The sequence below is a fragment of the Halomonas sp. AOP13-D3-9 genome, from assembly GCF_052379125.1.
Classification (GTDB): Bacteria; Pseudomonadota; Gammaproteobacteria; order Pseudomonadales; family Halomonadaceae; genus Vreelandella.
In genome coordinates this window covers 91,874-111,571 of the sequence record NZ_JBQSYH010000018.1, presented here as the reverse complement: position 1 = coordinate 111,571, position 19,698 = coordinate 91,874, and the positions used below count along the sequence as shown (strand labels likewise).

General features: G+C 57.7%; 21 protein-coding genes and 2 riboswitches. Of the genes, 8 read left to right on the top strand and 13 right to left on the bottom strand.

What is annotated here, in order from left to right; translation table 11 throughout:
• Positions 1-6 precede the first annotated feature (6 nt).
• A riboswitch (cobalamin riboswitch) is annotated at positions 7-198 on the top strand.
• A 64-nt stretch (positions 199-262) separates the two neighbouring features.
• Genes ACT3UM_RS19130 through ACT3UM_RS19120 form a run of 3 tightly spaced genes read left to right on the top strand, consistent with a single transcriptional unit; the run spans position 263 to position 3,104 of the window.
• Complete coding sequence (locus ACT3UM_RS19130) at positions 263-1,279, top strand: ABC transporter substrate-binding protein (RefSeq protein ID WP_498901472.1); 1,017 nt, start codon at positions 263-265, stop codon at positions 1,277-1,279.
• A complete protein-coding gene (locus ACT3UM_RS19125; RefSeq protein ID WP_498901470.1) occupies positions 1,276-2,340 on the top strand; it encodes a FecCD family ABC transporter permease in 1,065 nt (354 codons plus the stop codon). The genes ACT3UM_RS19130 and ACT3UM_RS19125 overlap by 4 nt, the downstream gene beginning before the upstream one ends.
• Positions 2,340-3,104, top strand: a complete 765-nt coding sequence (locus ACT3UM_RS19120; RefSeq protein WP_498901467.1) for an ABC transporter ATP-binding protein — start codon at positions 2,340-2,342, stop codon at positions 3,102-3,104. The genes ACT3UM_RS19125 and ACT3UM_RS19120 overlap by 1 nt, the downstream gene beginning before the upstream one ends.
• A gap of 34 nt (positions 3,105-3,138) precedes the next feature.
• Here ACT3UM_RS19120 and ACT3UM_RS19115 read toward each other — a convergent pair whose 3' ends face one another.
• Both ACT3UM_RS19115 and ACT3UM_RS19110 read right to left on the bottom strand, forming a co-directional pair.
• On the bottom strand, positions 3,139-3,750 hold the full coding sequence (locus ACT3UM_RS19115) for a Yip1 family protein (RefSeq protein WP_498901465.1): 612 nt from the start codon (positions 3,748-3,750) through the stop codon (positions 3,139-3,141).
• 505 nt (positions 3,751-4,255) lie between these two features.
• Positions 4,256-4,546: a HigA family addiction module antitoxin gene (locus ACT3UM_RS19110; protein ID WP_498901463.1), complete on the bottom strand. Its 291-nt coding sequence runs from the start codon at positions 4,544-4,546 to the stop codon at positions 4,256-4,258.
• Positions 4,547-4,629: 83 nt separating this feature from the next.
• Here ACT3UM_RS19110 and ACT3UM_RS19105 point away from each other — a divergent pair, with 83 nt between their 5' ends.
• Positions 4,630-5,520 carry an NAD-dependent epimerase/dehydratase family protein gene (locus ACT3UM_RS19105; protein ID WP_498901461.1) on the top strand — a complete coding sequence of 297 codons (891 nt, stop codon included), beginning with the start codon at positions 4,630-4,632 and terminating at the stop codon, positions 5,518-5,520.
• A 3-nt stretch (positions 5,521-5,523) separates the two neighbouring features.
• On the opposite strand, the gene ACT3UM_RS19100 is transcribed toward ACT3UM_RS19105, so the two are convergent.
• Genes ACT3UM_RS19100 through ACT3UM_RS19085 form a run of 4 tightly spaced genes read right to left on the bottom strand, consistent with a single transcriptional unit; the run spans position 5,524 to position 10,004 of the window.
• On the bottom strand, positions 5,524-6,294 hold the full coding sequence (locus ACT3UM_RS19100) for an ABC transporter ATP-binding protein (RefSeq protein WP_498901459.1): 771 nt from the start codon (positions 6,292-6,294) through the stop codon (positions 5,524-5,526).
• Positions 6,294-7,280: a FecCD family ABC transporter permease gene (locus ACT3UM_RS19095; protein WP_498901457.1), complete on the bottom strand. Its 987-nt coding sequence runs from the start codon at positions 7,278-7,280 to the stop codon at positions 6,294-6,296. Before ACT3UM_RS19095 ends, ACT3UM_RS19100 begins: the two co-directional genes overlap by 1 nt.
• Positions 7,280-8,203, bottom strand: coding sequence for a cobalamin-binding protein (locus ACT3UM_RS19090; protein ID WP_498901455.1), 924 nt, complete (start codon positions 8,201-8,203; stop codon positions 7,280-7,282). Before ACT3UM_RS19090 ends, ACT3UM_RS19095 begins: the two co-directional genes overlap by 1 nt.
• Positions 8,184-10,004 (bottom strand): TonB-dependent receptor domain-containing protein, encoded by a 1,821-nt coding sequence (locus tag ACT3UM_RS19085; RefSeq protein WP_498901453.1) that lies wholly within the window; start codon positions 10,002-10,004, stop codon positions 8,184-8,186. The genes ACT3UM_RS19090 and ACT3UM_RS19085 overlap by 20 nt, the downstream gene beginning before the upstream one ends.
• Before the next feature lie 158 nt (positions 10,005-10,162).
• A riboswitch (cobalamin riboswitch) is annotated at positions 10,163-10,391 on the bottom strand.
• A gap of 68 nt (positions 10,392-10,459) precedes the next feature.
• Here ACT3UM_RS19085 and ACT3UM_RS19080 point away from each other — a divergent pair.
• Positions 10,460-10,753, top strand: a complete 294-nt coding sequence (locus ACT3UM_RS19080; protein ID WP_498901451.1) for a type II toxin-antitoxin system RelE/ParE family toxin — start codon at positions 10,460-10,462, stop codon at positions 10,751-10,753.
• 2 nt (positions 10,754-10,755) lie between these two features.
• On the top strand, positions 10,756-11,052 hold the full coding sequence (locus ACT3UM_RS19075; RefSeq protein WP_498901449.1) for a helix-turn-helix domain-containing protein: 297 nt from the start codon (positions 10,756-10,758) through the stop codon (positions 11,050-11,052).
• A 43-nt stretch (positions 11,053-11,095) separates the two neighbouring features.
• On the opposite strand, the gene ACT3UM_RS19070 is transcribed toward ACT3UM_RS19075, so the two are convergent.
• From ACT3UM_RS19070 to cobT, 7 genes are read right to left on the bottom strand one after another with little or no spacing between them, the layout of a single operon-like run.
• Positions 11,096-11,521 carry a bifunctional adenosylcobinamide kinase/adenosylcobinamide-phosphate guanylyltransferase gene (locus ACT3UM_RS19070; protein ID WP_498901447.1) on the bottom strand — a complete coding sequence of 142 codons (426 nt, stop codon included), beginning with the start codon at positions 11,519-11,521 and terminating at the stop codon, positions 11,096-11,098.
• Positions 11,473-12,126, bottom strand: a complete 654-nt coding sequence (locus tag ACT3UM_RS19065; protein ID WP_498901445.1) for a histidine phosphatase family protein — start codon at positions 12,124-12,126, stop codon at positions 11,473-11,475. Before ACT3UM_RS19065 ends, ACT3UM_RS19070 begins: the two co-directional genes overlap by 49 nt.
• On the bottom strand, positions 12,063-12,833 hold the full coding sequence (cobS, locus tag ACT3UM_RS19060; RefSeq protein ID WP_498901444.1) for an adenosylcobinamide-GDP ribazoletransferase: 771 nt from the start codon (positions 12,831-12,833) through the stop codon (positions 12,063-12,065). The genes ACT3UM_RS19065 and cobS overlap by 64 nt, the downstream gene beginning before the upstream one ends.
• A gap of 11 nt (positions 12,834-12,844) precedes the next feature.
• Positions 12,845-13,396 carry a bifunctional adenosylcobinamide kinase/adenosylcobinamide-phosphate guanylyltransferase gene (locus ACT3UM_RS19055; protein ID WP_498901442.1) on the bottom strand — a complete coding sequence of 184 codons (552 nt, stop codon included), beginning with the start codon at positions 13,394-13,396 and terminating at the stop codon, positions 12,845-12,847.
• A complete protein-coding gene (gene cobD, locus ACT3UM_RS19050) occupies positions 13,380-14,501 on the bottom strand; it encodes a threonine-phosphate decarboxylase CobD (protein ID WP_498901440.1) in 1,122 nt (373 codons plus the stop codon). The genes ACT3UM_RS19055 and cobD overlap by 17 nt, the downstream gene beginning before the upstream one ends.
• Complete coding sequence (gene cbiB / locus ACT3UM_RS19045; RefSeq protein ID WP_498901438.1) at positions 14,498-15,502, bottom strand: adenosylcobinamide-phosphate synthase CbiB; 1,005 nt, start codon at positions 15,500-15,502, stop codon at positions 14,498-14,500. Before cbiB ends, cobD begins: the two co-directional genes overlap by 4 nt.
• On the bottom strand, positions 15,499-16,548 hold the full coding sequence (gene cobT / locus ACT3UM_RS19040) for a nicotinate-nucleotide--dimethylbenzimidazole phosphoribosyltransferase (protein WP_498901436.1): 1,050 nt from the start codon (positions 16,546-16,548) through the stop codon (positions 15,499-15,501). The genes cbiB and cobT overlap by 4 nt, the downstream gene beginning before the upstream one ends.
• 280 nt (positions 16,549-16,828) lie before the next feature.
• On the opposite strand from cobT, the gene edd reads away from it, so the two are divergent.
• Entirely contained in the window at positions 16,829-18,718 is a 1,890-nt protein-coding gene (edd, locus tag ACT3UM_RS19035; protein ID WP_498901434.1) for a phosphogluconate dehydratase, read from the top strand.
• Positions 18,718-19,683 (top strand): glucokinase, encoded by a 966-nt coding sequence (gene glk / locus ACT3UM_RS19030; protein ID WP_498901432.1) that lies wholly within the window; start codon positions 18,718-18,720, stop codon positions 19,681-19,683. Before edd ends, glk begins: the two co-directional genes overlap by 1 nt.
• Positions 19,684-19,698: the final 15 nt, after the last annotated feature.

The following is a 19,698-nucleotide window of genomic DNA, read 5'->3' as shown; positions in this document are numbered from 1 at the left end:
CTGCCACCTAGAATGGCCAGTGTCGGTGTTCCCCACGGAACTTAATAGAGAATCCGCCGCGGCTTGCCGCGAAACGGAACTGCCCCCGCAACTGTAGGCGGCGAGCGATGCTCTTTGATGCCACTGGACACAGCGTCTGGGAAGGCGAGCTAGCCATGACCCGTCAGTCAGGAGAACTGCCGATATATTACTTACCTCGAGCGAAGTGGCTCGGTCGGTATTTTCTGGCCGAATGCTAAGCTCATCATGCACGGGAGTGTACATGATGTTGAGATTGACCACGGCCATCGCCGCGAGCGCTGTTGGCCTTGTACAAGCGGCTGACGCCTCCACCGACTACCCGCTTACGCTAACCAACTGCGGCGTAGAGATCAGCGTGGCGTCGCCCCCGGAGCGAACGGTGACGGTAGGCCAGTCAGCCACGGAGATCCTCTATTCGCTGGGGCTCACTGATCGAGTGAATGGCACCTCGGTTTGGTTTAATCCAGTTCTGCCCCAGTTTGCTGAAGCCAATGAAGCGATCGAGCGGATCGCCGATGACGACCCAAGCTTTGAGGCCGTGGTCAATAAGCGACCTGACCTGGTGGCGGTACAGTATGAGTGGCACGTAGGCCCCACCGGCAGTGTCGCCACCCGTGAGCAGTTTCATGAACTGGGTATTAATACCTATATTATGCCCGCCGACTGCGATACCAAGGATAACTCTACCGGCGGCGATGGCACCCGCACGGCCGCTTTCTCTACGGATTCGATCTATAAGGGAATCACCGAACTAGCACAGATTTATGATGTGCAAGACGCTGGCGAGGCCCTTGTAGCCGATCTGATCGACCGCGAAGAGCGTGCTATTGCCCTGGCGAGCAGCCTTGATTTGCCGGAAGATCTGTCAGCCGCATTCTGGTTCTCCTCGACAGACCTGGGGGTTAGTCCCTTCGTTGCGGGTCAGCTCGGAGCACCGGGCTATATGATGGATAAGCTCGGTATTCATAATGTGATCGAGTCTAATGAGGAGTGGCCGACGGTGGGCTGGGAGAGCATCGCCAGGGCTGACCCCGATGTGCTCGTGATCGCCAGCATGGATCGCCGCCGCTTTCCCGCCGACGACATTGAAGCCAAGCGTGAGTTTCTGCGCAGTGACCCGGTCACCCGTGAAATGACGGCGGTTAAAAATAATCGAATCGTCGAAATGGATGCCCATGCCATGAGCGCCACGATGCGCAGTATCTACGGCCTTGAGTCGCTGGCTGAAGCGCTATCCAACATGTCGTTTAACGAATGAGCATAGCGATAGCGCGGCTAACGACGGCGGGCTTTGGACTACGCTGGCTATGGATAACGCCGCTTGTGCTGGTGGCAGCGCTGATTGCAGGCACCGCCATCGGCGAGACACCGATTCCCGTTGATACCATTCTCAAAGTGCTCGCCAATCAGCTACTGGGCGCGGATTATGCGGTTGACCGGATCGATGCAGGCATTATCTGGAACTACCGGCTTAGCCGCGCCGTGGTCGCTGCCTGTTGTGGTACTAGCCTGGCGCTGGCGGGTGTCGTGCTTCAGGCGCTGCTGCGTAACCCCTTGGCCGACCCCTATTTGATGGGCATTTCCGCTGGGGCTTCTACCGGTGCGGTGGCCGTGGCCGTCGCTGGCATTGGCGCAGGGGCGCTTTCGCTCTCCCTGGGTGCCTTTGTGGGCGCCCTCCTTGCCTTTGGTATCGTGGTGATGCTCGCCCATGCGGCTAACAGCGGCGTCGGTGGTGGCCGCGGCGTTCAGGCAGCGGGAGCGATTATTCTGGCAGGCATTGCGGGATCACAGCTATTCAATGCGCTGACCGCTTTTATCATTACCAAGTCGGCGAGCGCCGAGCAGGCCCGGGGCATTATGTTTTGGCTGATGGGTAACCTTTCTGGCGTGCGCTGGGCCGATGTCACCTTGGCGGTGCCTGCCGCGCTGTTTGGGCTACTGGTTTGCCTCTGGCACCGACGCTCCCTGGATGCGTTTACCTTCGGTGCCGACAGCGCCGCCTCAATGGGCATCGCGGTGCGCCCGGTGCGTGGCATGCTGATTATCGCCATGGCGCTGGTCACAGCGGTAATGGTCTCTATCGTGGGAGCGATTGGCTTTGTTGGGCTGGTGATTCCCCATGCCATGCGTTTTATCGTCGGTAGCCGTCATACCCGGCTGGTACCGGCAACCGCCTTGGCGGGTGCGGTATTTTTGATCGGCTCAGATATTCTTTCCCGAGTGCTGGTGCCCGGTCAGGTACTCCCCATCGGGGTGATTACTTCGCTGATTGGCGCACCTGCCTTTGCGCTCATTCTCGTGCGCGGCAAGAGGTCTTAATGCGTTTATCTGCTGAACAGCTCGCTTGGTCAGTGCATGGCACGCCACTGCTTAGCGACGTCAATCTAACTGTCGAACCCGGCCAAACCTTTGGTTTGGTGGGGCCGAACGGCTCGGGAAAAACTTCGCTACTTCGCCTGTTGGCAGGCTTGAACAAACCCAAAGCAGGACAGGTGCTAATGGGTAGCCAGCCTCTACACGCGTTGAAGCAGCGGGCGATTGCACAGTCTATTGCCCTAGTCGAGCAGCAGGCCGACACCACGGATAGAATTAGCGTGCGTGACGTAGTGGCGCTGGGCCGGACGCCCTTTCTTACCGCGTTGCGCCCCTGGTCAGCTGAAGATGATGCCATCGTGGTTCAGGCGCTGGTGGATGTCGATATGGTGCATATGGCGGATCGGCTTTGGCACACGCTCTCAGGCGGCGAGCGCCAGCGGGTGCATATTGCCCGTGCCCTGGCTCAAAAGCCTAAAATCCTGCTCCTCGATGAACCCACCAACCACCTGGATATTCGCCATCAGCTATCGATTCTTGAATTGGTCAGGCAGTTGCCGATCACGGTGATAATCTCGCTGCACGACCTTAACCAGGCCATGGAGTGTGACCGCATCGGCGTGATGGATGGCGGCCGTTTGATCGACAGCGGCCACCCTCACGACGTACTCACCGCCAACAGACTACAGCAGACCTTTGGGGTGCATGCCCACGTAATCGATGACCCCGTCGATGGCAAACAGATCATGCGGTTTCGTAGCGCAATTTAGTTATCGCCTGTACCAAGTGCGCCAGGGCGACCCTTCATCGAAAGAGATGCCAAACCACGCTGTGATCCGTGCCCATACTCCACAGCAGTACAATCACAACAAGCAGTGCCTCCAGTACCAAAACACCAACCCCCAGCGTCGTTGTTGACAGGATAAACCCACGCTCATGGCTGATGCCTAAAAAACTGGGGGTTCCCTTATAAAGTAGATAGGCGCTGTAGAGCAGCCCGATCACCATACCCAGCATACAGAACCAGAAAGCCGGATAGAGGGCAAAAACACCACACAGGAACATTGGTGTCGCAATGTAACCCGCGAAAATAAGGCAATCGCGGCGGCTGGGACGCGTGTCTATACGACGGGCTAACCAATGGATCAAAGTGCCCACAACGGCCACAGCCATTAGGATCAACGCATAAAAAGCCACCCCTAATGCAAGACCATTGGCAAGAGAGACCTTATACGTTTCAGAGCCACCATAGGTCCAGCCGACCTGGGTAGTGCCTATCAGCGCACAGACGACAGGAATAGCAGCGAGTAACAGGACATGATGAGCATAGAGATGGCTGACAGACTCATGCTCGCCGCTAATCTGTTGCCACTCCCGTTCAGGATGGTGGAGAAGCCCCCAAACATGATGGATCATAACGACCTCCCGGTTTTGTAGATGCACTATTGTTAGGGTCAGGCTGTTAATGTCAGACGATAATTGATCGGATCAACAAAGAGCCGAATCAAGTTTAGTGTAGAACACAAACATTATTTTAGGAGAGGCTTTTATCTTTTGTTGGTGAGAAATACGCCCAAAGAACGCCACAGCGACGCTCGATAGTGTCGAAGGCTAAAGCTGTCACCGTAAAATCTGGAGAAGTGACAGCCGCTACTGTTTCTGCCAATCAACCGCTAGCTCGCCCCCTTTTGCCCAGTTCTCATGACTGGTTTCAGCAAAGAAAATTTGCACCGCTTCAGGCGATATCTCATAAGCTTGCAAAACGCTTCGGTAATTTTATGGGCCAGTTCACGCTTCATTTCGACTGAACGCGGCGACTGCTGGATAGTCACGATGGGCATATTGGTATCTCCCTGGGTCTGGTGTGGCACTTTAACTCATTGATCTATTTTGTTTGGGGAAAAACTTTCCAAAGCTAGCGTTACGCCAGGTCTGCGAAACGCTCAATAACCGGCTGGGTGCGATGTTCGGCCTGCCACAGTTCGTAATCGCTCTGCACCGCCAGCCAAGCACGCGCACGACCAATGCCTGCCCGCTCCAGGCGAACGGCCAAGTCAGGGCTAATCGGTGCCCGTCCATGCAGAATCCGTGAAAGTGTTTCCCGCGCCACACCCAAGCGGCGCGCCATTTCCGTCACACTAATGCCCAGCGCCGGCAACACATCTTCGCGCAGCGTCTCACCGGGGTGCGGGGGGTTGTACATGTGAGTCATATGCCACCTCCTAGTAGGGCCCAGCGAGATGAGTCATTCTTTGCTAAGGTTCGGTAATTCATTATAACAATCGGAGAATTCTTATGCGTATTTTGTTCACCGGTGGTAGCGGTAAAGCAGGCCGTCATGCGACCGCTTATCTTCGCGACCAAGGTCACCGAGTCACTAATCTGGATTGGGTAGTCTCTGATGTACCCGGTATTACGACCCTGAAAACCGACCTGACCGACGCAGGCCAAGTGTTTAATGCCTGCCAGGCCTACGCCGATTTTGACGAGCTGGAACCGGGCACCGGCGTGCCGCGTTACGATGCGATTGTCCACTTTGCGGCGATCCCCGCCATTCTGCATCGACCAGACAACGAGACGTACCGCATCAATACGCTCAGTACCTACAATATTCTCGATGCTGCCACCAAACTGGGCATTCCCAAGGTCATCTTCGCCTCCAGCGAGACCACTTATGGCGTTTGCTTCGCTGATGGCGAAAAGAAGCCGGACTACCTCCCCATCGATGAAGATCACCCCACCGTGCCTCAAGACAGCTACGCCATGAGCAAAGTAGTCAACGAGGTAACGGCGCGCTCTTTCCAGGCACGCTCGGGCATCGACATCTACGGCCTGCGCATCAATAACGTTATTGAGCCCCACGAGTACCGCCAGAATTTTCCCGCCTATATGGAAGACCCCGCCCTACGCCGCCGCAATATCTTCGCCTACATCGACGCCCGGGATCTGGGCCAGATGGTAGATTGCTGCTTGAAAACAGACGGCCTGGGCTACCAGGTATTCAACGTCGCCAATGACGATCTTTCGGTGGGCCTGACCAACGCCCAAGTCATTGAGCGCTTCTACGCTGGGGTGCCGATCAAGCGCGAGATGGGCGAATTTGAGACTTTCTACAGTAATGAAAAAGCGCGCCGTCTGGTCGGCTTCGCGCCGCGCCACTCCTGGCGGGATGAGCTGGAGTACTAGGTATCACTCATTTATCGGTACAAACACCGGCGCCCCATCCACCTCTACCACCGCTAGCCGCTGGCGGTAGAGGCTTTCCAACGCACTGGGCACCAGCATGCTATCTCGCGTGCCCCAGCACGCCTCGCCAGTTGGGTAGAGCAGCAAAATATGGTCGCACCAGCGGGCGGCGAGATTAAGGTCGTGCAGGCACATTATCACCGCTCTGCCTTCTGCGGCCTGCTCTGCCATTAGCGTCATGACAGCACTCTGGTGATGAAGATCGAGATGGTTGGTGGGTTCGTCCGCCAGCCACACGTTGGGCGCCTGGGTCAGTACAGTAGCAATCGCCACCCGCTGGCGCTCGCCGCCGGAAAGCGTGCTGACCAAACGATCATGCAGGTGCGCCACATCCAGGCGCTCAAGAGCGGCTTTCGCGCGGGCGTAGTCATCGGCACCTTCCATCTGCCACGGCGAGAGATAGGGATGACGGCCAATTAGCGCGGTTTCCAACACGGTCGCGGGAAAGCCATCCTGGCGATCTTGAAACACCAATCCCAAACACTGGGCGATCTGGCGGCGGCGCAGTTGACCAAGCACTGAGCCGTTGAGTTGAACACTGCCTGAACGTGGGGCATGCAACCCTGCCAAGGTATGCAACAGCGTGGTTTTACCCGCCCCGTTAGGGCCTAAAACGCCCCAAACTTGGCCTGGCTCCACGGTTAAATCAAGCGGCGTACCGTCTTCGCGGCCGGGCACGTCGATGATGAGGTCTCGGGTAGCCAGTACGCCCATCAGCGGCTCCGGTAGAGCAGAAACAGGAAGGTGGGTACGCCCAACAGCGCAGTGATCACGCCAACGGGAAGCTGTTCCGGAGCGATCATGGTGCGCGCTAGGGTATCGGCCAGCACCAACAGCGTGCCACCCGCCAACGCACAGGCGGGTAGTATCAGCCGCTGATCGTTACCTAACAGCAGCCGCAGCATGTGGGGCACCACTAAACCGACAAAGCCAATGCTGCCGGCGGTAGTGACTGCCGCTGCGGTGAGTAGGCTGGCGGCAATGTAAATACACCACTCCAGCGGCCTGACCGCCACGCCCAGCGCTGCAGCTTGTTGCGGGCCACGGGCCAGCACATTCAGGCTACGCCCAAGCGGAATCAGTACCACGCAGGTAGCCAACAACAATAGCAGCGGAGGCCAAGGGGTACGCGCGTAGGAGAGGTCGCCCATTAGCCAATAGAGCATGCCCGGCAAACGCTCGGCGGGGCTCAACGCCAACATCAAGGTAATCACTGCCCCCCACCCGGCTGCTACCACCACGCCCGTTAGCAGCAAGCGCGAAGGCGTCCAACTACCGCTGCCGTGAGCCAAACCGAAGACTAAAAACGTCGACAATAGCGCGCCACCAAACGCCGAACTTGAAATCGCCAGCCCGCCTAACCCACCCAGCATGGCTGCCAGTGCGCCAATCGAGGCGCCACCAGAGAGGCCAAGTACATACGGATCCGCAAGGGGATTGCGTAGTAAGACTTGCATTAACGCCCCGGCTACTGCCAACAAACCACCGACGGCAAACGCCGAGAGCGCCCTGGGTAGGCGTAACTCCATCACCATCGTCCGCGCCAGGGCGTCACCTTCGCCCTGCCCCATATGACTAAGCGCCACGTCCCAAATTTGCGCTGGTGGAATCTGTGCGCTGCCAACGCCAAGGGCAATCAGTAGCGAAGCCATTGCTGCTAGCAATAACACGCCAAGCGGACGCCCTAGCCGCGCTAGCATTAGCGACGCTCGCGTTTTTGGCGGGCGATGTCGAGCTTCTCACAGAGTATTTGCGTGCCCTCCATCAGGCGCGGCGTCGGCCGTTGGATCAGCGATGGCGGTACAAAGAAGAGGTTATCTTCTTTCACCGCCGTCAGGTTGGGGTACTGCTCCCAGTGGGTTAGCCAGTGGCGATTCTCCTCGCCCATGCCCCCTGCCACAATCGCCTCAGGATTCGCCGCCAGCACGGCTTCGTCGTCGATGCGTGGCACCAGCCGCGCCAGCTCGCCAAACACATTCTCTCCACCACACATCTCGACCACTTGGCCGATCAGGTGCTGGTCATTGACGCTCATTAGCGGCTCATCCCAGACCTGATAGAACGTGGCCACCGGCTCGCGATCACCATAGCGCGCGTCAATTTCACCCATGGTCTTCCGGAAATTGTCTGCCACCGACTGCCCGGCCGCTTCTGTACCCGCCAGCCGTGCCAAACGCTCAATGGCACTGGCCACGCCCTCTACATCCCGGGGCTCGATATAGAACACCGGCATACCCAAGGCTTCGAGGGTTTCAAGCTGTTCAGCGGGGTTGCCCGTCACCCAACCAATGACTATATCGGGCGCAAGCCCTACCAGCGCCTCTAGATCGATTCGGGTATGGCTTCCCACCGACGTTATCTGTTTGGCTTCCGGCGGGTAATCGCTGTAAGCAACGACGGCGACCACTTGATCTCCTGCGCCAGCCGCGTAGGTCAGTTCAGTCGCACCGGGCGAGAGCGTGGCTATGCGCTGAGCAGCATTATGCAGGCACACTTCACGGCCACGATCATCGACGACGCAGCGCGAGTGATCGTGGGCATGCGAAATAGCCGCTGTTAATAACAACGCGAGGCCCAAGGCCCCGCGCGCAGCACCATGTTTACTATTGGCCAAAGTGAACACTTAAGAACCCTGCTCGGCCAGCGTTAATATAGTCACGGCTAGTTGAATACTCTTTATCAAAGGCATTTTCTAGCGTAACACGAGCCGTCCAGAGCGGCGCAAACTGCCATCCCGCACGCAGGTTAACCAGCCCATAGCCACCTAAACGCTGAGTATTGGCGACGTTATCGTAGCGGTGATTCTGCGCGATTAACGAGCCCCCCAGCGACCAATCACCAAGCTCCCGGTCGGCATCCAGACGCACACTTTGAGTGGCCCGACGGGCTAATCGATTACCGGTATCGCGGTCCTCCGGATCCAGATAGGTAAAGGCAGCTTGCAGTGTCCAATCATTCACGTCCACACCACTGGCAAACTCCGCCCCACGAATACGCGCGCTGTTGATGTTCTGCGGCGCCCATAAACCACTCGACGTTGGCGCCCAGGCAATCATGTCGTCGTAGTCGTTTTGAAAGGCGGCCAAGTCCCAGAACCACTGGCTGTATTGGCCTCGAACACCCACCTCGACGGTTTCAGACTTTTCTGGATTGAGATCAGGGTTACCGGAATCCGGCCAATAGAGGTCATTAAAGCTTGGCGCTTTAAACGCAGTGCCTACGCTGGCGCGCAGCGTATGGTAATCATCCAGATCGTAGCCCAGCGCCAGGCTGCCAGTGACTTCATCGCCATAGGCTTCGTTGTCGTCGTAACGCAGGCTTGCCTGAATGGCAAACGGCGAGAAGTCGAGCAGCCCTTGGGTAAACACGGCGGTGTTATCCCGGCTGGTGACGTCAAAGTCGTTGGTGCTTGAAACGCGGTCTTCGCTGATTTCAGCGCCAGCAATTAACTCATGGGCCCCAAACTGAAGGTTGTTCTGCCAGCGGGCGGTTTGGGTGCGGGTATCAATGACGGAGGCGCCGAAATTATCAATCGTATCTAGCTCATCGCGAGCTTCGCTAAGGGTTAGGCGGCTCTGCCAGGTATCGGTGACCGGCACCTCGGCGTAAACGCCTGCCACCTGCTGGACGAAGTCATTCTCACCACCGTCGTATTCGTTGTTACCGCGAGCACGCAGTGCCAGTACGCCAACTTCAGCGCCACTCTCAAAAGTATGCGCCACGCGGGCAAGCGCCGATGTATTGTCGTGGCCTTTGTCTTCACCGCCGCGACGAATGGGTTGGCCATCAGTATTGAAATGGCTAGCGGCGAAGCTGTAGCGCGTGCCTCCCTCGCGGCCAGAAATACCTGCGCTTAATCGCTGGGTATTAAAGGAGCCACCACCGACTGAAATGCTAGGGTGCGGGCCCTCTTCGTCGCCATCCGGGGTAAACAGTTGAATGACACCACCGACGGCATCCGCACCGTAAAGGCTACCGCGGGGGCCGCGCACGATTTCTGCACGGTCAAACATGCGTGGGTCTAGATACTGAAAAGCGGCGCCTCCTGCCGTGGCAGATCGCAGCCGAATACCATCGATCATCAGAACGGAAGCATCGCTGGGCGCACCGCGTAGATAAACGCTGCTGTTTTTACCAAAACTGCCGTTGCTGGTGACATCAACGCCCGGCTGGCCGCGCAGCAGATCGCTGAGGCTGGTGGGGTCTTGGCGGCGAAAAGTGGCTGTATCCAGCACGCTAATCGATGAAAGGCTTTCGTTGGCAGTGCGCGGCGCTAACGTCGCGGTAACCACGACAGGATCAAGCGTGGCTAGCTCAGTCGTCGCAGCGGCATATTGGGCCTGGGCTGAAAAGGAGATGGCGAGCGGTAACGCAGCCATACTCAACGCCGCCCGTTGGGCGGTAGTGTGGAAACGGTGATTCATGGTGGGATCCCTTGCGCGTCGTGCTCACCCGCACAACGTGTTTTTGTGACCAAGCGCAGGGCACAACAAGGGAGTCACGGTCGCACCGAATGATCGTATTGCGCCACCGTTCATCGCCCTGGGAACGCCCACCGCGTCTCGGCATGTATCGGTTCAGGTTGAACCGTTACTCTCGGGCCGGTCTCCGGGCTGACGAGCGAAAGGCAGCATCTAACAATGCGCCTTTCCGAACGACCACCTTCCCGTGCATAAGCACAGTGGCGTCTTAGCCGTTCTTATCTCAATCACCGTTGCGGGGGCAGCGTTGGAATCGCGCAAAGCGTTCACCAACTTCCCGTTTCACTAGCGGCGTTATCCACCGCCAGCACCTGAGAGTGGGCGTAAGCTAGCAACTTGTTGGGGGATGGTCAATTTTGTTGTTGCAGAGCTTGTAGTCTATAAACTACATTAACAGGATGGCTGACATAAAGCAGACAGACACTTTCAAGAAATGGGAAAGCAAACTCAAAGACACCCGTGCTAAAGCCACTATTGCTGCGCGCATATTTCGCTTAGCCAATGGCCTTCCTGGCGATGTCCAGCCAGTGGGGCAAGGAGTCTCTGAACTACGTATTCACTTCGGCCCTGGCTATCGGGTCTACTTTTGTCAGCGCGGCGATGAATTTATTTTACTGCTATGTGGCGGTAATAAGAGCACTCAGAAGAAAGATATAAATACGGCTCATCGCCTTGCTAAAGCGTGGAGGTAGATATGAACGAACAACTTTACGAATACGATCCAGCTGCAGCGCTGGATAATGAAGAAGCCATTGCGATATTTCTTGCAGATGCTTTTGAGAGTGGTGATGCCAACTACATTGCAAAAGCTGTTGGCGTAGCCGCCCGTGCGAAAGGCATGTCTCAACTTGCGACTGAAACGGGCTTGTCACGCGAACAGCTTTACCGCTCTTTTGGCGAATCAGGTAACCCAACGCTAAAGACCATGTTAGCGGTCACCCGAGCGTTAGGGGTAGATATTACGGCTCGCCCCCACAAACCAGCCGCTTAGTCTCCTATTCTCTGAGTGCTTTTTTCAGCGACTGACTCGCCAACTACTTAACGGCTATCACCAGCCCATGGCGCACATACCAAACCTGATCAGCCTGGGCGGTGGCATCTTGGCTGAACCAACCATTTAGATCACGCAGGCGACGCTGCTCGGCCTGCATGGGCACAATGCCGCGGCCGACTTCGGTAGCGATGATAATTAACGCCGCGTTTAGCTCGTCAGCCCGCTGGCTGAGCTGTGTCATATCGCCCTGCCACTGCTCGCGCAGGGAGTCGTTTTCCGCGTTTGCTAATGCAGCTTCGAGCCACTCGAATACGCCGGTTATCACCAACGGTGCATCCGCAACCAGCGCTTGCTGACACTCAGCCAGCCGCTGAGGCGGCGTGAGTCGATGCCATACAGCGCCGGGAAAGCGGTCAGCTACAGCGTCGCGTTTGCCAGCGCAGGCACCGCCGATGAACAGCTGCATTGCCATTCCCCTTTGCCGTGTTCGTTTGTTGTATAAATAAGCTGGCAGCGCCTGCCTTGGGCCTGAATGACCGTACCGTCCCAGAAGTGAATGGTTTCAAAGCGGCGGCGTAGCTCACGAATCACGCCGCCGTGGGTGACGGCTAGAATTTTTTTGTGACCACCCTTTTGGGCATTGATTGCCATACTATCCAGCCAAGCGTCTAAGCGTTCCCGCAGTTGGGCGGCCGATTCACCGCCGGGAATTTGCAGCTCGCCCACGCTATCAATCCACGCGCGGTAATGGGGTAAGTGTTTGAGCTCGTCGTAAACCTTGCCTTCATATTCACCAAAATCGAGCTCGCGCAGGCGCGGCTCCAGCATTACCGGCACCCCCTCTTTCGCGGCCTGGGCCCATTCAAGCGTTTGCTGGCAGCGCTGCAGATCGCTTGAGTAGATCGCATCAAAGCGTTCATCGGCCAGCGCTTTGCGTAGCGCTAATAAACCTGCTTCAGCTTCAGGCAACAGCAGCGGTATATCTTGCTGGCCCTGATAACGACGTTCTAAATTCCAAGCGGTGATACCGTGGCGAACTGCCACCAGCTCCACACTAAGATCAGTAACCAAAGCTCTCCTCCTTCGATGGTGGCGCCTACCATATCGCCGTTAATGCCGTTAAACAGTCGCACCATAAACCCGCGTGAAAGCGCCACAAAGACAGCCGCCAAGAGCCCCATCAGCACCAGCGCAGGGGCGAACAGCGCGACAACCGCCAGCGGCACCAGCGCCAGTGCCACATCCTGGCCGCTAAGCGACTGCTGCCAGCTCCAAGCCAGGCCCTTCGGCTGGGCGCAGGGGGTCAGAACCAGCAAGGCAACGCCCGCCCAGCGCCCTAGCGCGGGTACCATCAGCAGCCACCAGAGCGGCGCTTGATAAGTGAGCAATGCCCATAGCAGCACGCCCTTCCAGGCGAGTAGAAACACCAGCGCCAAGATACCAAAGCTGCCGATTTGCGGATCTTTCATAACTTCCCAGCGGCGCGCCAGCGGCTGATTACTGCCCAGCGCATCGGCGATATCCATAACGCCATCCAAATGCAGCCCACCGGAAAGCGCCACCCACACGCTTAATATCGCCAGCGTTTTGATCGGCGTGGGGACGTTGTGCATCGCAAACGCTAGCAGCACCAGCACGCTGCCGATCAACAGGCCCACCAAAGGGTAGGCGCGCACCGCCCAGCGGCGGGTATCGGGCGTCCAGGGGACGGCTATTGGGACTGGGATCCGGGTCAGAAACTGCAGCGCCAGCAGGAGACCGAACAGAGCATTTTTCACAGCACCCTCTTTCACAGCAGCTTCCCGTGGTTTTTCCATTCTATGGCGCAGCCTGCGAGCACCTCTAGCACCGAGTCCGCCTCCGCCGCTAGCCAGCGGTGAGCGCGCTGAAGAAACGCCAGGTAGCGCCAGGTTTGCGTATCAGTGGGCGGCAGCGCTTCGTTAATATCGTTAGAGACAATTACTAGATAAATGCTGCGCGTGCGAGCATCCGATAACATCCTTGCCAGCAGCGCCAGGCCCCCGTCGTCGCTAAGCTCACTGCCATACAGCACTTGGCTGGCCCATAGCGTTAAGCAGTCCAGCAAAACCGCGCTGCCATCGGGCACCTCGGCCAGCGCTTGATCTATATCCACAGTCGCTTCTAGCGTTACCCATCGAGCGGCTTGTCCGTGACTGTTCCTAGCTTGCTGGTGTCGTACCACTCGTTCCGCCATCTCTGCGTCGTATACGGCTGCGGTCGCTAAGTAGTAACAGGGTGAGCTACCCGCTGCGTCCACTACCCGCTGTTCGGCAATATCACTTTTGCCGGAGCGTGCACCGCCGCTAACGAAGACAATCATGCAGTACCTTTTTCAGCACATTAACTAGCCGCCGGTTGGCAGGTTCGTCGCGCAGCGCCACTCTCAGCCATTCGCCATTAAGCCCGGCAAAATTGTGGCTATGACGCACTAAAATGCCCCGGCGCAGCAGCTGCTCAAATAGCACATCCGTGGTGATTTTCTGTGCAGTACTGGGGCGGATAAGAAAAAAACACGCATGGCTGGGCACAACGTCCAACCCCAACTCGGTAAGCGCTTGCACCACCCGCGGCCGCTCGCTGGCCAACCACCGCTGGGTGCGCCTGGCAAAGGCATCATCTTTCAGTAGCGGCGCCACCAGCTCAGTCGCCAAGTGATTAACACTCCAGGCTGGCTGGCAAGTCTCTGCGGCCTTGATCGTTGCCGCCTCCGCCAGCATATAGCCCAGCCGCAGCCCTGGAAGGGTATAAAACTTGGTCATGGAGTGCAGCAGCGTCAGGTGCGAATAGCGCGCCAACAGCGGTGCCAACGTGGCTTGCTGGGGCGCCTCGCCTACCATGTCGATAAAGGCCTCATCGACGACCACATGGCAGCCAATGGCTGCGGTGTGATCCAGCAAGGCTTCCATTGCCGACATATCAATTAGCGTAGCGGTAGGATTATTGGGGCGGCATAAAAACAGCACCTCAATGCCGTTAAGTCCTGCCAACAGCGAATCAATATCCAGCGCAAAGTGTGGCGCGGGCAGTGCGATCTCAGTGATGGAGAGCCGATGAGCACGACAGGCGCGAGCATACTCGCCAAAACTTGGGGTAATAATCGCCGTCCGCTTGCCTGCATGCACCGCGGCAGCCAGGAAAATCGCCTCGGCGCCGCCGTTGGTCAGCAGCACCTGCTCGGGCTGGAGTTGGTGGTGGGCGGCGATGGCCTGACGCGCAGTTGAATAGTCCGGCGCGGGGTAGCGTTCAAGACCTGTCAGTTGCTTAGTCAGCCAATCGCTCACCCAGGCCGGAGGCCCCAAAGGATTGAGGTTGGCGCTGAAATCTTCCAGACGGTGATCGGCGGGCAAACCGAAGTGCGCTAATAGCGCCTCGGCTTGGCCGCCATGCGCGGGCCATGGAGAGCTAGGCCACCTGCATTGACTCATAGTAGCCCCTTAAAAATGAATGACAATCCCGCTATCACCACCACTGACAGCACCATAAACAGTATCCAGGCACCGTGCATTAAACGCACCGTGGCCGTGATATGCGTGACCTGCAACACTTCAAGCGGCTCGCCTAGGGTAGCGCGCTGCGATACCACACCTTGATAGACATTGGTGCCCCCTAACTGAACGCCGAGCAGTCTTGCCACCATGGCCTCCGGCCAGCCAGCATTGGGACTTGGATGACGCGGCGCATCGCGGCAAGTACTGCTCAGTGCGCCTTTCCAGCGCAGGTTCAAAACGCCTGAAACATCCAGTAGCAAGCCAGCGAGCCACAAGCATAACGCGGTTACGCGTGCGGGTATCCAATTGGCCACGTCGTCCAGCTTGGCGGAAGCAAAGCCAAAGTCGGCATAGCGTTGGTTTTTGTAGCCTACCATCGAATCCAGGGTATTCACCGCCTTGTACGCCAGCGCTAGCGGTGCCCCGCCAATCAGGGCAAAAAATAGCGGCGCGGTAATGCCGTCAACGGTGTTTTCCGCCACGGTTTCCACCGTGCCCCGGGTAATCTCCGCCTCACCCAAGGTTTGCGTATCGCGGCCAACAATCATCCCCAGCGCCTTGCGGGCGGCGGGCAAATCGCCTTGGGCCAGCGGTTTGATCACGGCACGGGCCGCATCGCCCAAGCCTTTGATAGCAAGCGTAGTTGAGAGCAGCCAAAGCTCGGCAATCAGCGCCAGGCCAGGGTGCAGCGCTGCTAGCAATATCAACAACAGCCAGCTAATACTCCATACGCCGCCAACGACAAAAATGGTTAGCATAAAGCCACTAACCCGGCGCTGCTGTGCGGTGCCGCGATTCCATAGCCGCTCAAAAGCACTGATAAAGCGTCCGATCAGTACCACTGGGTGAGGCAACGAGCGCGGGTCGCCAACCACTAAATCAATCACAATGGCCAGAACAATCAGAGCAATTCCGCCAAGTGTGGCGCCTGGGATCATGATTTCGCCTTATCGCTAACACCGGCATCGGCGAAGGTGGCCATTTCACGCATCATCGCGGTGGCCGCTTGCAGCAATGGATAGGCCAGCGCGGCACCACTCCCCTCGCCCAGCCGCATGCCCATATCGAGCAGTGGCTTGGCCCCTAACGCCTGTAAGGCGATGTCGTGACCAGGCTCCTGGGAACGGTGGCCGAAAATCAGGTAGCCGCGTACAGCGGGGCAAAGACGGCAAGCAGTCAGCGCCGCCACGGTGGCAATAAAGCCATCCACAATCGCAGGCAGCCGATGCGCCGATGCGGCAAGATAAGCCCCGGTCATCGCCGCAATTTCCAGGCCACCTAACTTGGCAAGCACTTCCAATGGCACCTGTGGGTTGGCTTGCCGAGCATTAATGGCACGCTCAATCACTGCGACTTTATGCGCCTGCTGCTGTGGGTTAATGCCGGTGCCTGCGCCCACCACGCTTGCCAGTGGCTCCCCCGTCAGTACTGCCAGCATTGCACTGCTGGCGGTGGTATTGGCAATGCCCATTTCGCCCACGATAAGGCATTTTGCCCCGGCACTTTTGGCGCGCTCAACGGCCGCCACGCCTACGTCAATCGCGGCTAAGGCTTGCTCAAACTGCATCGCATCCTCTACCACCATATTGGCAGTGCCATGGCGTACATTGGCAGAGGTGACACCCTGCATGGTTAAGGGGGCCGCGACACCCACATCCACGATCTCGACTTGAGCCCCTATTTGCCGGGCAAACACATTAATCGCCGCCCCGCCGTTGGCAAAGTTAGCCACCATCTGGGCGGTCACTTCTTGGGGAAAGGCGGAGACCCCCTCGGCGGCAACGCCATGATCGGCAGCAAACACGACCACCGCTGGCGGCGTGACGCGGGGCTTGAGCTCACCAGTGATGGCACTCAGCTGTATCGCCAACTCTTCCAGGCCACCCAAGCTCCCGGGCGGCTTGGTCAGCGTGTCCAAATAGCGACGCGTCTCTTCACCGGCATTGAGATCAACGGACTGAATCTGGTCAACAATGGCGTGCATGCAGGCTCCGGCTCACTAAGGGTCATCAAACATTCAAAGGCAAGGCGCAAAATGGTAGCAAAAGCCTGGGTGCTATACTTGCTATTTCCTCAACAGGTCTTCCACCCTGTCAGGGCTTATGGCTTTCTTGAGGTTGTGAGCGTGGCGCCATCGCCACCCTACATTCGGGTAATAAAACTACAAATATGGTTTTTATTGCCGTAAAGTCTCTTAAATCGACACCAAAAAATGTAAAATAACTACAATCTTTACCCACCGTCTCTATCATGCAGAGGTCCCTATGCCGAGCTCAACACCTGCTACGTTAAATCCCACCGTTGCTGAGGTTACCCAGCGCATTCGTGAGCGTTCTGCTGAGCGTCGCGCCCTCTACGAGCGGCGCATGGCGGATCAGCACAAGCGTGGCGTGCACCGTGCTGAGCTAAGCTGCGGTAATCTGGCCCACGGGTTCGCCGCCTGTAACCCGCGTGATAAGAACGAACTCAAGCTGATGAACAGCGCCAATCTGGGCATTATCTCGTCCTACAACGATATGCTCTCGGCGCACCAGCCGTTTGAAACATTCCCGGAAACGATTAAAGCCGCTGCCAGTGCCATGGGCTCCACCGCCCAGTTTGCCGGTGGCGTGCCCGCCATGTGCGACGGTGTGACTCAAGGTCAGCCAGGGATGGAGCTATCGCTGTTTTCTCGCGATGTGATTGCCATGTCCGCGGCCGTTGGCCTATCGCACAATATGTTTGATGCTGCCCTTTATCTGGGTGTATGCGACAAGATAATTCCAGGCTTATTCATCGCTGCCGCACGCTTTGGACATCTGCCCGCCATGTTTGTCCCCGCGGGCCCAATGCCCAGCGGTCTGCCTAACAAAGAGAAGGCGCGCGTCCGCCAACTCTACGCAGAAGGTAAAGTGGGCCGCGCCGAGCTGCTTGAAGCCGAGTCTGACTCCTACCACAGCCCTGGCACCTGCACCTTTTACGGTACCGCCAACTCCAACCAGCTAATGATGGAGGTAATGGGTCTACACCTGCCCGGCACCTCGTTTGTAAACCCCGGCACCGAGATGCGCGAAGCACTGACCCGCTACGCTACCGAGCAGGCCATCCGTAACACCGAGCCCGGCGGCGACTATCGCCCGTTCTTTAAACAGATTGATGAGCGCGCGATTGTTAACGCCGTGGTGGGCTTGCTGGCTTCCGGTGGTTCAACTAACCACACCATGCACCTGATCGCCATGGCCGCTGCTGCGGGCATTACCCTGAACTGGGATGACTTCACCGACCTTTCGGCGGTTACTCCCAGCCTGATGCAGGTTTACCCTAACGGCCAGGCGGATATCAACCACTTCCAGGCGGCGGGCGGCATGAGCTACCTGTTCCGCGAGCTGCTGGGCGCAGGCTTGTTACACGGCGATATCCCCACTGTTTTCGGCACCGACCTGACGGCCTACACCCAGGAGCCGTTCCTGGACGATGGCAAAATCGTCTGGCATGAAGGCCCTGAAAAAAGCCTTGATGAAGACGTTCTTCGCCCTGTCGCTAAGCCCTTCGCGGCAACGGGTGGTTTAACAGTGATGAAAGGCAACCTGGGACGCGGTGTGATTAAAATCTCCGCCGTCGCCGAAGAGCATCGCATTGTTGAAGCGCCGGTTAAAATCTTCGAAGATCAAAATGAAATGAAAGCGGCTTTTGAGTCTGGCGATTTAGACCGCGATGTCATCGTGGTTGTACGCTTCCAGGGGCCTAAAGCTAACGGCATGCCGGAACTACACAAACTAACGCCGTTCCTGGGCGTGCTGCAGGATCGTGGCTATAAAGTGGCGCTGGTCACTGATGGCCGCATGTCGGGCGCATCGGGCAAGGTACCGGCTTCTATCCACATGAGTCCGGAAGCCCTGGATGGTGGCCCGCTGGCTAAGCTTCGTGATGGCGATATTGTCCGCCTGGACGCCAACGCAGGTACGCTGGAAGCCAAGGTTGACCCCGCCACTTGGGCAGGGCGTGACTTGGCGATCGGTAATCTGGATCACTACCATGTGGGCTTAGGTCGTGAGCTATTTGGCGGCTTCCGCCACTTGGCCATGCGCGGCGAAGAGGGGGCAGGCGTGTTTGGTGGTTTTGAAGCCGATGACCTTGCCCGTCAGCAGGGGCAGATCTCACAAGAGGATGCCTGATGCGACCGGCACTTATCGGCGATATCGGGGGAACCAACGCCCGCTTGGCGTTGGTTTCTCCCGGTGAAGTAACTCCTCACGATATTTTGAATTTGCCCTGCGCCGATTACCCCGGCGTGGTGGAAGCGGTTCAAGACTACTTGACCCGTGTCGGCGCGACAGGTGAAAACGCCCCTCAAGAAGCCTGCTTGGCCTTTGCCTGCCCCGTTCATAACGAGCGGGTCAAAATGACCAATAACCACTGGGACTTTTTAAAAAGCGACGTCCTGCAAGCGCTGAAGCTGTCGCTATTTAAAGTCATCAATGACTTTACCGCTCAGGCGTTGGGTGTCCCCCATGTGGCTGAAAGTGATTTAGTGGAGATCCAGCCCGGTCAAACCCAAGCACACTCGACCCGCTTGGTGATCGGCCCTGGTACCGGGCTGGGCGTTGCCGGGGTATTTCCCGGGCAGCACGCCTGGATACCGCTACCCACTGAAGGCGGCCACGTCACTTTCGCGCCCACGGATAGCACCGAGCGGGCGCTGCTGGATGTATTTCTGCAGCGTCACAAGCGGGTGAGCGTAGAGCGTATTTTGTGCGGCCAGGGGTTATTGGAACTTTACCAGGCACACTGCAGCCTTGAGGGAATTGAACCTCGCCTAACCAGCCCGGCAGAGGTGACCACCGCGGCCAACGAGGGCGATAGCCTCGCCACCGCGGCCCTGCTGCGCTTTCTCAAAATCCTCGGCGATGTATGTGGAGACACCACCTTAACCATGGGCGCTAGGGGTGGGGTTTATCTATGTGGCGGTATTCTGCCGCGCCTGCTGGAGTGGCTGCCGAAAAGCGAGCTGCGTACGGCGTTTACCAATAAAGGCCGCATGGGTGCCTATAACGCTGACATCCCCGTGTGGGTGGTGACCGCGCCCTGGACGGGGCTGCTGGGCGCCGCAGAAGCGCTGCATAACGAAGAAGTTTTCTAATAACACTCAGGAACC